An 11,611-nucleotide genomic window follows, 5' to 3' on the forward strand; every position below is an offset into this window, starting at 1 on the left:
GGTCGCCGCCAGGTCACCACGGCACACGCCAACATCCGCTGGACGACGCTTCAACACTTACACCCTTCGACACGACACACCAAAAGCCGGCGCTCCCCAAAGGAGCGCCGGCTTTTCGTTTTGGGACGTGGTCTTCCGGTTGCCGGAGTGGCGCGACCGATCTACCATCCGCGGCCCGCGTCGATGAAGGCCAGTGTCCATGCACGAGTATGTCCGGAAGATCCTCAACGCGCGCGTCTACGACGTGGCGATCGAGACCCCACTCGATCCGATGGCGCGGTTGTCCCAGCGCCTCGGCAACACGGTGCTGCTGAAGCGTGAGGACCTCCAGCCGGTCTTTTCGTTCAAGCTGCGCGGCGCCTACAACAAGATGGTCGGGCTGGCGCCGGAAGCGCGGGAGCGGGGCGTGGTCTGCGCGTCGGCCGGCAACCACGCGCAGGGCGTCGCCCTGGCGGCGCAGAAGCTGGGCATCAAGGCGTTGATCGTCATGCCGCGAACGACGCCCAGCATCAAGGTCCAGGCGGTCAAGAGCCGGGGCGGGCGGGTCGTGCTGCACGGCGATGCCTTCGACGAGGCCTACCTGCACGCGCGCCAGATTGAGGCGGAGAAGGGACTGACCTTCATCCATCCCTACGACGATCCGGATGTGATCGCGGGGCAGGGGACCATCGGCATGGAGATCCTGCGCCAGCACCCGCACCCGCTGGACGCCATCTTTGTGCAGATCGGTGGCGGCGGGCTGGCGGCCGGGGTTGCGGCTTATGTGAAGTTCCTGCGGCCGGACGTGAAGGTGATCGGGGTCGAGCCGGACGACGCGGCCAGCATGGGCGCGGCCATCGCGGCGGGCTCGCGCGTGCAGCTCGACCAAGTCGGGCTGTTCGCCGACGGTGTTGCGGTCCGGCAGGTCGGCACCGAGACCTTCCGCCTGTGCCGCGAGTTGCTGGACGAGGTCATCACGGTCAACACCGACGCGATCTGCGCCGCCATCAAGGATATCTTCGAGGACACCCGCGCCATCACCGAGCCGTCGGGCGCCGTCAGCCTCGCCGGGCTGAAGAAATACGCGGAGCGCGAACGGCTCCAGGGCAAGGGGCTGGTCGCCATCGGAAGCGGCGCCAACATGAACTTCGACCGGCTGCGCCACATCGCCGAGCGCGCGGAGATCGGCGAACGGCGGGAGGCCCTGCTGGCCGTCACGATCCCGGAGCGTCCGGGCGCTTATCGCCAGTTCATCCAGGCGCTCGGCAAGCGGTCGATCACCGAGTTCAACTACCGCTACGCCGACCGCCGCGAGGCGCAGATCTTCGTGGGCGTGCAGCTGACCGAGGGTGACGAGGAAAAGCGGCAGATTATGGAGCTGCTGCGCGCTCAGGGCTGCCCGGTGCTCGACATGAGCGACAACGAGATGGCCAAGCTGCACGTCCGCTACATGGTGGGCGGCCGCGTCCCCGGCCTGACGGACGAGCGGCTGTACCGCTTCCAATTTCCCGAACGGCCGGGCGCGCTGCTGAAGTTCCTGAACGGGCTGGGGCATGACTGGAACATCTCGCTGTTCCATTATCGCAACCACGGCGCCGATTATGGCCGTGTGCTCGCCGGGATCCAGGTGCCGGACGGCGACCGGGCGCGGTTCCAGCGGTGCCTGGACGAGCTGGGATACCCGTATTGGGACGAAACCGGCAATCCGGCCTACCGGTTGTTCCTGGCGGGGGAGGCTCCCGCCTCAGATCAACTCTGACAGGCCGAAGAGGTCGTTGACGGTCGGCACCTCCGCCGGGAAGGGGCTGGGGAGATCCGCGGGCACCACACCGACGAAAGCGGTTCCGGACTTCTGCGCCGCGTCCAGCTCGGTCATGGAATCGCCGACCGCCAGCGTGCGCGCCGGGTCATGCCCGCCGGCCCGGACGATGCCGGCGAAGACCTCCGCCTTCACGCTGGGGGAGCCGGTGATTGAGACGAACCAGCGCTCCAGCCCCTTGGCCCGCACCGTGCCCATCAGCGTCTCGTGCGGCGTGCCGGACACCAGATGGCAGGGGGTTCCGCTCAGCGCGTCCAAAAGCTCTTCGGCGCCGGCGATCAGGGGGCAGTCGGGGACCGCCGGATCCACGATTTCCGCGTAGCGGCGGGCGAGGTCGTTGACCTGCGCCTCGGTCGGGGAGCGGCCGAACAGCTCGCGTTCCAGGATCGCCAGCATCTTGAAGCGGCTGAGCCCGCCGTTTCGCCAGACGGTCCGGCGGAGCCGGTCCTGCATGGCCGGATCCTCAATGCCGTAGAGGCGGATGAAGCCGTTGGTCTTCATGCGCGCGGAGTCGATGATGACCCCGTCGAAGTCGAAGATCACCGCCTCGGGGCGCCGCTGTTCGGTGGTCGGGGGCATCGCGCCGTCTCGCGTCGTTGTGGGCTGGGTGGATGCTACCGGAAAAGCCGCCGCAATCCATTCCCCCTAAGAGAGAGCGGCGGCCACCCCCAGGTGGCGTTCCATCAGCGCATGGTCGTGGCGGGCGTCGTCCGCCGGGCCATGGTGGACCACCCGGCCGCGGTCGAGCATTACGACTTCCTGCGCGAAGTCCAGGGCGCGGTCCAACTGCTGCTCGACCAGGATCATGGTGATGGGAAGCCGCGACAGCGCCCGCATGAGCTGGTCGCAGATCACCGGGGCCAGCCCCTCCAGCGGCTCGTCCAGCAGCAGCACGGTGGGCCGGCCGAGCAGGGCGCGGGCGACGGACAGCATCTGCTGCTCGCCGCCCGACAGCTCCCCGCCGCCGTTGCGCCGCCGCTCCTTCAGGCGGGGGAACAGCGTGTAGGCTTCCTCCAGCGCCGCGCGGGGGCGGCCCTTCATGCCCGCGACGAGGTTTTCCTCCACCGTCAGGGAGCGGAAGACGTCGCGCGTCTGCGGCACATAGCCGAGGCCCGCCGCCGCCCGGGCGGAGGAGGGCAGGCGGGTGATGTCCACGCCGTCCAACAGGATCGAGCCGCCGTGCAGGGTCGTCTGCCCGACCAGCGTGGCGAGCGTCGTCGTCTTGCCGACGCCGTTGCGGCCCAGCAGGGCCAGCCGCCCGCCGGGCGGGACCGTGAAGGACAGGTTCTCGACGATCCGCGTCGGGCCGTAGCCGGCGGTCAGGCCGGAGAGTTCCAGGCGTCCTTCAGCCGTGATGGGCATGCGCTCGGCTCCCCAGATAGACCTCCCGGACGCGCGGATCCGCCGCGATCTCCCGCGCGGTGCCGCTGCACAGCAGATGGCCTTGCGCCAGCACGATGACGCGCGTGGCGAAGCGGAAGACGAGGTCCATGTCGTGTTCGATCATCAGCACGGCCAGATCGGCGGGCAGCCGGTCCAGCGCGTCGAGGATGCGGTGGCTTTCCGACTGGGGCACGCCCGCCGCCGGCTCGTCCAGGATCAGGACCTTCGGCTTCAGGGCCAGCGCCAGGGCGATTTCCAGCAGGCGCTGCTGCCCGTAGGCCAGCGCGCCGACCGGGCGGTCCGCCACCGGGGCCAGCCCCATGCCGTCGAGCAGCCCGGCCACCTCCTCCGCCAGGCCCGGCACGCGCCGGACGGAGGCGAAGAGGCGGAAGGTGCGCCGCTCGCGCTCCAGCACGGCCAACTCCAGATGCTCCCGCGCTGTCATGCTGCGGAACAGGCGGGCCACCTGGAAGGAGCGGATCAGGCCCCGGCGCACCCGCGCCTCCGCCGGCAGGGCGGTGATGTCTTCGCCCTCCAGTTGGACCGTGCCGGAGGTCGGCGCCAGCACCCCGGTGACGAGGTTGACGAAGGTCGTCTTGCCGGCCCCGTTCGGCCCGATCAGGGCGCAGCGGTCGCCGGGATGAAGCTCCATCGAGATGTCGGAGGCCACGAGAAGGCCGCCGAAGTTCTTGCTGAGGCCGTCGACCTGAAGAAGTGGGCTCATGCGTGGCCCTCCGCCGCCTTCCGGCGCGGCAGGCGGTCGGCGAGTGAGGCGATGCCGCCGGGCAGGAACAGGACGACGCCCATCAGGAACAGGCCGATGAACAGCATCCAGTGGAACGGGTCGGTGGCGGCCAGGATGTGGTGGATGGTCATGAAAGCGACCGTGCCGATGACGGCGCCGGCGAGCCGCCCGGTGCCGCCCAGCACCAGCATGACCAGCGCCTCCGCCGACCAGGAGAAGCTGAGGCTGTCCAGCCCGACGATGCCGCTGGTGACGGCGCTCAGCGCCCCGGCCACGCCGGCGAACACCCCGGCGATGGCGTACATGGTCACCAAGTAGCGGCGCGGCGAGCCGCCCAGCGCCGCGACGCGCAGCGCGTCCTCCTTCACGCCCCGGCAGGCAAGGCCGAAGGGGGAGCGCACGATGCGCCGCGCCGCCAGATAGCCCACCAGCAGAACGGCCAGCGCGAACAGGTAGGAGGTGCAGCCGTAGAGGTCGAAGCGGAACAGGCCCAGCACCGGGGACGGGTCGATGCCGGACAGGCCGTCGCTGCCGCCGGTCCAGTCGCGGGCCTTGTTCGCCACCTCCTGCGCGATCTGCACGACGGCGATGGTCAGCATCAGCAGCGTCAGGCCGCGCGCGTGCAGGATCAGGGCGCCGGTGGCCAGCGCGATCAGCCCGCCCGCTGCGCCGCCGATGGCGAGCAGCGCAAGCGGATCGGTCACCCGATGCACGGCGGCGATGCCGGCGGCGTAGGCGCCGGTGCCGAACATGGCCGCCTGCCCCAGCGTGGCGATGCCGCAGTAGCCGAGCACGAGGTCGAGCGACAGCACGTAGAGCGCCGTGGCGGCGATGCGGGTCATCAGTCCCAGGTCGTCGGGGAACAGCCAGAAGGCGGTGAGGCCCAGCGCACCCATGACCGCTGGGGCCGCGACGGCCTTCATGCGTCCCTCCCGCGGAAGAAGCCCTGCGGCCAGCGGAACAGGATCAGGACCAGGGCGGCGTAGAAGAAGAACTCCCCGAAGTTGGGGACGAGGTATTTGCCGGCGGTGTCCACGATGCCCAGCGCCAGCGCGGCGGCCGCCGACCCGAAGATGCTGCCCGCGCCGCCCACGGCGACGACCGCCAGGAACAGGACGATGTAGCGGATGGCGTAGTAGGGCTCCAGCGGCAGCAGCTCCGCCCCCAGAACCCCGCCCAGCGCCGCCAGCCCCGTGCCCAGCGCGAAGGTCGCGGCGTACAGCCGCTCCGTACGGATGCCGAGAGCGGCGGCCATGTTCGGGTCGTCCACGGCGGCGCGCAGGCGGATGCCGAAGTCGGTGCGCTCCAGCAGCCACCACAGGCCCAGGATGGTCGCGGCCCCGGCGCCGATGACGAAGGCCCGGTGCGCCGGGATCGACTTCGGCCCGATGGTCACGGTGCCGAGCAGCGCGTCCGGCAGCGGGATGCGCTTCAGCGTCGGGCCGAACAGGTAATTGATGCCGGCGACAATCACGAAGGTCAGCCCGATGGTCAGCAGCACCTGGTTCAGCTCGTTGGCGGAGCCGTAGATGCGCCGGTACAGGAGCCGTTCCAGCGGCAGGGCGGCGAGCACAGTCAGCAGCACCGCCACGATCAGCGCCGCCGCGTAGGGCAGGCCGAGGCCTTGGGCCGCGTAGGAGGCGACATAGCCCGCGACCATGGCGAAGGCCCCGTGCGCGAGGTTCACCACGCGCATCAGGCCGAGCGTGACCGACAGGCCGACGGAGATGATGAAGAGAATCATCCCATACGCGACCCCGTCCACCGCGATGCCGAAAACCGTTTCCATGGTGGAACTCCGGGCGGGTTTTGCCCCCTCCCTAACCCTCCCCCGCTTCGCAGGGGAGGGAATAATGCTCCCTCCCTCGCCGAAGGCGGGGGAGGGTCGGGGAGGGGGCAAAACGACTACTTCCCGGCCTTGTAGCCGTAGTCCGGCTGGTTGGGGAAGCTGGCGATCTCGGTGTTCTGGAGCTTGCCGTCCTTCCGCTCGGTGACGCGCAGGTAAATGGTCTGGGTGACGTGGCGGGAGTTGGGGTCGATCTTCAGCGGACCGCGCGGGCTTTCCCAGGCCATGCCCTTGACCGTCTCCACCGCCTTCAGCCCGTCGGGCTTGCCACCGGTCGCCTCGACCATCTTGTAGATGACGTGGGTGCCGTCGTAGGCGCCGGCCGAGGTGAAGGTGACGTTGTCCGACGACCCGAACAGCTCCTTGTGCTTGGCGAGGAAGGCGCGGTTCAGGTCGGAATCGTGGGCTTGGCTGTACTGGTGGGTGGTCGTGATGCCGACCGCCGCGTCGCCCAGCACCGGCAGGTCCGGCTCCTGCGTGATGTCGCCGGGGCCGAAGAACCTGACCCCCGCCGCCTTCAGCCCGGTGTCGCTGAAGGCTTTGGCGAAGCCGAGCGTGGTCGGGCCGGCGGGCAGGAAGGCGTAGATGGCCTCCGCCCCCGAATCCTTGATCCGCTGCATGAAGGGGGCGAAATCGGTGGACTTCAGCGGCATGCGGATGCTGTCGACCACTTGGCCGCCGGACTTTTCGAAGGTCTGCTTGAAGGCGGTCTCGCCGTCGATGCCGGGGCCGTAGTCGCTGACCGCCGTGACCACCTTCCGGATGCCCTGCTTGGCCATGTGCTCGGCCAGCGGCACGGTGTTCTGCCACAGGGTGAAGGAGGTGCGGACGTAGCGCGGCGACTTCTCCGTTATGGCGGAGGTCGCGGCGTTGAAGATCACGCAGGGAATGTTCGCTTCGTCGATCAGCGGGGCGACCGCCAGGGCGTCGGGCGTGAAGAAGAAGCCCGCGAGGTAGCTAACCTTCTCCTTGACGATCAGCTCCTGCGCCAGGGCCTTGCTCTGCGCCGGGTTGGCCTGGTCCAGGTCCTTGTAGACGAACTCCACCGTGTTGCCGCCCACGGTCTTGCCGTGTTCGGCCTGATAGACTTCGATGGCCTGCTTGAAGGTCTGGCCCGCCATGGCGAAGGGGCCGGAGAAGGGAGCGATCACGCCCACCTTGACGGTGGCCGCCCAGGCCGGCCCGGCGGCCAATCCCGCAACTCCAAGTGCTGCCGTGAAAACGGCGCCCAGCAACGCTCCGCGCAGTGTCCTCATCGTCCTTCTTCCCCATCCCGTTGTCCGGAGATACCCGGTTTCTTTGGCCGCATGCACGGGAGAATAGCGCATTTCCACGCGCATTCACGTTTGTCCGGGGTGCGCCCGCCGTTTTCCGCGGTTCCCGGCCCAACCTGAGTACAAGACACATATGGGATGGGCAGCATCGCCGGCAGGCCGGCAACGAAACCGTGTCCTTCCATCCCTGTTCTGGTACGGTCCTCCGTCGCTCCAACACCGAGGCATGATGCACGGCACGCAACCCGTCCCGCGCGGCGAGGGCCCGCGCGAATCAAATTCTGGCCCAACGCTCGCCCCAACCTTGGCCGACGAGCTGCTGATCGACGCGGAGGACGACCCCGGTCCCGTTCCGACGGCCCGCCATCCGGTCCTGCTCGGGCTGGCGCTGGTGCTGGTCGCCCTGAACCTGCGCCCGGCCCTGTCGAGCGTCGCGCCGGTGCTGGCGGAGCTGGTGCGCGACACCGGCATCTCCGCCACGATGGCGAGCGCGCTGACGACCCTGCCGGTGCTCTGCCTGGGCCTGTTCGGCGTTCTGGCCCCAGGGCTGGCGCGCCGGCACGGCAGCGAGCGCGTCATCCTGCTGACCCTGGTCGGGCTGGCGGCCGGCATCGGGCTGCGGGCGGTGCCGGGCTATCCGGCGCAGATCCTGGCGGCCATCGTCGCCGGGGCGGGGATCGGCATCATCGGGACGCTGCTGCCCGGCATCGTGAAGCGCGATTTCCCGAACAAGCCCGCGCTGATGACCGGCGTCTACACCATGGGCCTGTGCGCCGGGGCTGCCTTCGCCGCCGGGGCGACGCTGCCGCTGGCCCGGCTCTTTGAGGGATCGGCGTCCGGCGGGTTGTGGAAGTCCTGGTCGCTGGCGCTCGCCTCCTGGGCGGTGCCGGCGCTGGTGGCGGCGGTCGTGTGGGCCGTGCTGGCCCCGCCGGGCGGCGGGCATAAGGCCAAGGCCGGCGCCCAGCCCGCGGGGCGGCTGTGGCGCGACCGGCTGGCGTGGCAGGTGACCCTGTTCATGGGGCTGCAAAGCTCGCTGGCCTACATCACCATGGGCTGGCTGGTGGTGATCCTGCGCGACCGCGGCGTGGAGCCGGTCGCCGCCGGGCTGGCCGTGTCGGCGTCGATCATGGTGCAGGTCGCGGCCTCGCTTGCCGCCCCCATCCTGGCGACGCGGTCGCGGCAGCAGAGCGTGGCCGTGCTGGTGGTGCTGGGCTTCACGCTGGTGGGGATGATGGGCTGCATGTTCGCGCCCTTGTGGACGCTGTGGGGCTGGGCGGTGGCGCTGGGGATCGGGCAGGGGGGCGTCTTCGCCATCGCCCTGACGATCATCGTGCTGCGCGCCGGCGATCCGCACGTCGCCACCCAGCTGTCCGGCATGGCGCAGAGCGTGGGCTACGCCATCGCCTCCCTCGGCCCGATGCTGGCCGGCCTGCTGCACGACTGGAGCGGCGGCTGGGGCTCGGCCGGTGCCCTTTTCGCCGCGATCACGCTGGCCGCCGCCCTGTTCGGAGCGGCGGCCGGACGCGACCGGCATGTGCTGGAGATGCAGAAGGCGGTGCCCCCTCCCTAACCCTCCCCCGCTGCGCGGGAGAGGGAACTCCGCCGCGCTGCAAATCTTCCCCTCTCCCGCGAAGCGGGGGAGGGAGGGACCCACGAAGTGGGAGGGAGGGGGCAGAGGGCCTCACACCCCGCTGCCTCACCCGTGGTGCCAGAAGTCCGGCAGGTCGGCCGTGGGCGTGTAGTGGTCGGCGCCCATGTTCGACCAATCCAGGTCGTGGACGCCGGCCTTCAGCGCCGGGGACTGCGGGGCGAGGTGGTAGTCGCCCTTGGCCGCGTCGGCGAAGCCGGGGTTGGCGGCGACCGTGTCGGTGGCCCCGTAGGCCTTCGAATCGGTCACGTTGTTCCCCATGGTGAGCTTGCCGGCCGTGTAGAGCGTCCAGTAGTCGTCCATGGGCTTTTCGCCCACGGCAACGTTGTGGGTGACGGTGTTGTCGTTGGGCCGGCCGGCCTCGCCGGCCTTCGGCACCCACTCGACGCGGACGAAGGCGTCCTCGGGCCGCGCGACCACGCCGACGTTGTTGTCCACCACGTTGTGGCTGCCGCCGTGCACGTAGATGTTGGCCCAGGTGGCGCCCTTGACGAAGTTGTCGCGCACCGTCACCCCGCTCGCCAGATCGTCGAGCATGATGCCCCAGCCCTTCTGCCCGTCGATCCAGCCGCTCGCCCCGTGCTTGGTGGCGAGCCCGCCGGTGTCCTCCACGTAGTTGCCCTGGATCAGGGAGTGGGTGTCGCGGCCCGAACGGCCCAGGATCTCCAGCCCGCCGGCGTCCGCCGACTCCTGCCCGGTGTGGGTGACGTGGTTGTTGGTGATCCGGTTGTTGTTGCTGAGCTGGCCGTCCCCCCACTCCTTGAAGGAGATGCCGTAGCGCGGCGACCACGCGACGTCGTTGTGGTCGGCGACCGTGTCGCTGCTTCCGACGGCGGTGATGGCGCCGCCGCCCTTGCGGATCTCGCCCACATGCTCGATCTGGTTGCTGTAGATGCGGTTGCCGTCGGCGGCGTTGAACAGGTTCACGCCGGTGTCGGCCAGATGCTCCATGACGTTGCCGCCGATCCGGTTCTTGTCCGACCCGTCCAGCGCGATCGCCGTGCCGACGTTGACGAAATGGTTGCCGCCGATGGCGTTGCCCTCGCCCCGCGTCAGCGACACCGCCGCCTCGTCGTAGCGCCCATCGGCGAAGGTCAGGCCGCTCAGCGTCACGCCCTTGGCGCCGGTCATGTGCACCAGCGTGCCGAGCCGCGGGACCACGACCCCGTCCTTCTCGAAGGTGTCGCCATGCTCCGGCTTCACGACGAGGGAGCCGTCCTCCGACCGCCAGGCGAACTCGCCGGGGTCGCGGATCAGGCTCTCGTCGTTCAGCAGGCGGTAGGTGCCGCCGCTGCGCAGCGCGTACTGGTTCGCCTGGTCGAAGCTGACGGCGTGCGAGCCATGGTCGATGGCCTTCACGTCGGAGATGGCGTCGTTCAGCCGCTCCGTGTCAAAGCTCTGCACCTTCAGGCCGGGCTGGGCCTTCAGCGACGGGGAGACGTCGCCGTCGTGGAAGGAAAAGGCGGTCTTGCTGGCGCCGCCCTTGGCCTCGTCCAGGAAGGACCAGCCGGACTTGGCCGGGTTCGCCGCGTCCCAGTCACCGGACTGGGCGACGTGCTGGCGCTGCCCGCCGATGATCAGGTCCAGGTCGCTGGCCTTCGCCAGCTTGGTCGAATAGAGGCCGCCGCCCTCGCTCTTGAAGCCGGTCACCGTCTCGCCGCCGCTGATGACGGGCTTTTCGTCCTTGTAGGCGGTGAAGGTGACGCCGTTGTCGTTCCCGTCCAGTTCCAGCGTCTTGGACAGGTGATAGGTGCCGCCGCGCACGTAGGTCGTATCAACGTCGCTGTGGCGCATGGCGCCGCGGGCGCGCTCCAGCGACGCGAACGGGCCGTCCGTTCCGTCGGCGTTGGGTTCGGCCAGCCGACCGGACCAGGAGTCCTTGCCGTTGGTGGCAACATAGAAGCCGGGCTTATCGGTGTTGGTCATTCATACCTCCGCACTATGGCGTGCAGAGGGCAATTTTTATGGTTAATGAAACGCTAATCGGATTCACGCCCTCCGGTCACGACAACCGCGGCGGAGCGGCGATTCCAGGGTCCGGATTGGCCGCAAGAGCAGTCGGAGCACCGGATGGCGGCGGCAGGGCGAGGGCGGCGGCGGTCGTCAGCGGGGCAGACGGCTTCGGGGAAGGTCCCACGAAGTTTACAGCCAGATGCTTCACGTCCAGCGTCCCGTGCCCGGCCGCGACCTCCGCACCGACCTGGACGCCCAGCAGCCAATCGTCCTTCGACAGGGTGCCTCGGTCGACCAGAGTCTTCATCAGGGCATCGACGTCGAGGGTCCCGGACAGCTGGTCCTTGTCGTATTTCAGGGCGGTGTATTCCCATTTCACCGGGTTGGTCTTGACCTCCGCGTCGAAGTTCTTCTGGTTCCACAGGGTGGCGGAGCCCCCGGGATCCTGAAGCTTGGGATCCTGAAGCTTGGGATCCTGGAGCTTGGCGATCTGGTGCCCGGCCGGCGTGAAATAGCCGTTGTGGACCCACACCATCACCTCGTCCGTCACGCCTTGCAGCCCCTTGGCCGGGTCGTGGCTGATCCAGAGGCTGAAGGCGACGTTGTAGAGGTTCTTGTCCCCGGTGATCCCGAAGTCGTAGGCGATGTCCAGGTTCTTGATGCTGCTGATCCGCGCGGGAAGGGTGGCCGTCGTGGACGGCGCGCTGCTCCAGGGATTGACGCCGTAGGTCAGCTCCGGATAGGCGCGCACGGGGAAATTGTCGTAGGTCAGCGCGCGGTGGCGGTCGTAGGGCCAGCTCCAGGTGATTTGCGTGCCGTTCGGGAAGGTGGCGTCCTTGATCGCGATCTTCTGGGTGAAGTCCTTGCCGTTCTTGTAGGCGCCGGGGTTCCACACGTTGCTGCTGGCCACCCAGCCGTGGGATTTGAAGCTGTCGGTGTTTTTGGACAGGGTCGTCATTTCATG

At 69.0% G+C, this 11,611-nt stretch carries 10 protein-coding genes; 2 read left to right on the plus strand and 8 right to left on the minus strand.

Annotated elements, in window-relative coordinates; genetic code table 11:
• The first annotated feature begins 199 nt into the window (after positions 1-199).
• Positions 200-1,738 (plus strand): threonine ammonia-lyase, biosynthetic, encoded by a 1,539-nt coding sequence (gene ilvA, locus ACSVC7_RS25670; RefSeq protein ID WP_448207588.1) that lies wholly within the window; start codon positions 200-202, stop codon positions 1,736-1,738.
• On the opposite strand, the gene ACSVC7_RS25675 is transcribed toward ilvA, so the two are convergent.
• The 6 genes from ACSVC7_RS25675 to ACSVC7_RS25700 all read right to left on the minus strand — a co-directional run bounded on the left by ACSVC7_RS25675 (position 1,724) and on the right by ACSVC7_RS25700 (position 7,028).
• Positions 1,724-2,377 (minus strand): HAD family hydrolase, encoded by a 654-nt coding sequence (locus tag ACSVC7_RS25675; RefSeq protein ID WP_448207589.1) that lies wholly within the window; start codon positions 2,375-2,377, stop codon positions 1,724-1,726. The genes ilvA and ACSVC7_RS25675 overlap by 15 nt on opposite strands.
• 66 nt (positions 2,378-2,443) lie before the next feature.
• Positions 2,444-3,160, minus strand: coding sequence for an ABC transporter ATP-binding protein (locus tag ACSVC7_RS25680; RefSeq protein ID WP_448207590.1), 717 nt, complete (start codon positions 3,158-3,160; stop codon positions 2,444-2,446).
• Complete coding sequence (locus ACSVC7_RS25685; RefSeq protein ID WP_448207591.1) at positions 3,144-3,905, minus strand: ABC transporter ATP-binding protein; 762 nt, start codon at positions 3,903-3,905, stop codon at positions 3,144-3,146. The genes ACSVC7_RS25680 and ACSVC7_RS25685 overlap by 17 nt, the downstream gene beginning before the upstream one ends.
• The gene (locus ACSVC7_RS25690; protein ID WP_448207592.1) at positions 3,902-4,849 is read right to left on the minus strand and encodes a branched-chain amino acid ABC transporter permease; all 948 of its coding nucleotides are present in this window, start codon (positions 4,847-4,849) and stop codon (positions 3,902-3,904) included. The genes ACSVC7_RS25685 and ACSVC7_RS25690 overlap by 4 nt, the downstream gene beginning before the upstream one ends.
• Positions 4,846-5,715: a branched-chain amino acid ABC transporter permease gene (locus ACSVC7_RS25695; RefSeq protein WP_448207593.1), complete on the minus strand. Its 870-nt coding sequence runs from the start codon at positions 5,713-5,715 to the stop codon at positions 4,846-4,848. Before ACSVC7_RS25695 ends, ACSVC7_RS25690 begins: the two co-directional genes overlap by 4 nt.
• Positions 5,716-5,831: 116 nt before the next feature.
• Entirely contained in the window at positions 5,832-7,028 is a 1,197-nt protein-coding gene (locus ACSVC7_RS25700; RefSeq protein WP_448207594.1) for an ABC transporter substrate-binding protein, read from the minus strand.
• A 322-nt stretch (positions 7,029-7,350) separates the two neighbouring features.
• Here ACSVC7_RS25700 and ACSVC7_RS25705 point away from each other — a divergent pair, with 322 nt between their 5' ends.
• Entirely contained in the window at positions 7,351-8,616 is a 1,266-nt protein-coding gene (locus tag ACSVC7_RS25705) for a CynX/NimT family MFS transporter (protein ID WP_448207595.1), read from the plus strand.
• A gap of 126 nt (positions 8,617-8,742) precedes the next feature.
• Here the strand turns inward: ACSVC7_RS25705 and ACSVC7_RS25710 are convergent, their stop codons facing one another.
• Together ACSVC7_RS25710 and ACSVC7_RS25715 are read right to left on the minus strand one after the other, a co-directional pair.
• On the minus strand, positions 8,743-10,620 hold the full coding sequence (locus tag ACSVC7_RS25710; protein WP_448207596.1) for a right-handed parallel beta-helix repeat-containing protein: 1,878 nt from the start codon (positions 10,618-10,620) through the stop codon (positions 8,743-8,745).
• A 76-nt stretch (positions 10,621-10,696) separates the two neighbouring features.
• Positions 10,697-11,605 carry a GH12 family glycosyl hydrolase domain-containing protein gene (locus tag ACSVC7_RS25715; protein ID WP_448207597.1) on the minus strand — a complete coding sequence of 303 codons (909 nt, stop codon included), beginning with the start codon at positions 11,603-11,605 and terminating at the stop codon, positions 10,697-10,699.
• Positions 11,606-11,611 lie beyond the last annotated feature (6 nt).

The sequence above is a fragment of the Azospirillum mesophilum genome (assembly GCF_053470405.2).